The 989-nt window shown below is 68.3% G+C and carries 4 protein-coding genes; 3 read left to right on the top strand and 1 reads right to left on the bottom strand.

The features are described 5' to 3' along the window. Positions 1–186 (bottom strand): hypothetical protein (locus BZY54_RS52580; protein WP_208640992.1); only part of this gene is annotated, 186 nt, incomplete at its 3' end. Between the two features lie 19 nt (positions 187–205). On the opposite strand from BZY54_RS52580, the gene BZY54_RS51430 reads away from it, so the two are divergent. From BZY54_RS51430 to BZY54_RS52575, 3 genes are all read left to right on the top strand, one after another. After that, a complete protein-coding gene (locus BZY54_RS51430) occupies positions 206–373 on the top strand; it encodes a hypothetical protein (protein ID WP_158100854.1) in 168 nt (55 codons plus the stop codon). Further along, positions 373–519, top strand: coding sequence for a hypothetical protein (locus BZY54_RS51425; RefSeq protein WP_158100855.1), 147 nt, complete (start codon positions 373–375; stop codon positions 517–519). Before BZY54_RS51430 ends, BZY54_RS51425 begins: the two co-directional genes overlap by 1 nt. 225 nt (positions 520–744) lie before the next feature. Continuing rightward, on the top strand, positions 745–989 hold a 245-nt coding region (locus tag BZY54_RS52575; RefSeq protein ID WP_244217709.1), incomplete at its 3' end, for a ParA family protein.

The following is a 989-nucleotide window of genomic DNA, read 5'->3' as shown; positions in this document are numbered from 1 at the left end:
CCCTGGCACGTACGCGTCGGGCCCGAGCGCGACGGCGACGGACAGCCAATCCGCCTGTACGTCGAGCGAGCCGCCGGCGCGCACGTCGCCGACTCCGACGCAGAGTGGGTTCAGACGCGGATCAACTGATCTTGAGCCGGGGTGAACGAACTGCGGACCCTGGGGCAGGGTGGTCGCGATCAGCACCGCACGAACGGAGCCGCCCATGCCCCAGCCCACCACCACACACAGCGCCGCCTGGCATGCCGCCGAGGACGCCCAGGAACGTGCCTGGCTCGACGACTGGATGCGCGGCCGTATCTGCCCCACCACCCTGACGCCCCTGCCGACCGCCGGCCCGGCCCCGGCGCCGGCTCCCGTCGGGAGGATCTGATGGCCACCGCCATACCGCCGAAGCCGACGTACCCGCGGCCGCCGATCCAACACGAGGACCTGTTCCGCGAGCCGGTCTACACAGACGGGCAGCCCTACACCGCGGACGAGGAAGACGAGGAGGCGTCAGCAGCTATCACGGCGTGATAGTCCAGCTCGAGGCCTGCCGCGTATACCGCGGTATACGCCTAGAGGTGTCCGTGACCGCGTCACGCGCGGGAGCGACGGCCGGAAGACGGGGAGCGTATACCGCGGTATACGCCCTTCAAGGTGAGACACCCGCCCAATCACCGAGCCCACGTCACCGATCTGAGAAGCTATGCCCCGTCCGAGTACCGGCACCCGCCGGGAAGCATACGGAAACGGAGCACCATGCTTTCCTCAGTTCTCGTCGTGTCCACCGACCCCCAAGGATCCACGATCTGGTGGGCCGACCGCGTCGGCGACAACCTGCCCTTCGACTTCGCCACCGCCCACGAAGACCCCGACAGCCTCGCCGACCTGAAGAACCTGGGCGCGCAGATCCACGTCATCGCCAATCAGAAGGGCGGCGTCGGGAAGACCACCACCACCGTCAACCTTGCAGCCGTCGCCCATGACGTCCTCGGTGACAACGA

This window comes from Streptomyces carpinensis (assembly GCF_002154505.1).
GTDB lineage: Bacteria > Actinomycetota > Actinomycetes > Streptomycetales > Streptomycetaceae > Streptomyces > Streptomyces carpinensis.
This window is presented reverse-complemented; position numbering and strand designations above follow the sequence as displayed.

Excerpts from the sequence above, each read along its gene's own strand:
- BZY54_RS51430 (WP_158100854.1), top strand. The coding sequence starts at position 206 with ATGCCCCAGCCCACCACCACACACAGCGCCGCCTGGCATGCCGCCGAG.
- BZY54_RS51425 (WP_158100855.1), top strand. The coding sequence starts at position 373 with ATGGCCACCGCCATACCGCCGAAGCCGACGTACCCGCGGCCGCCGATC.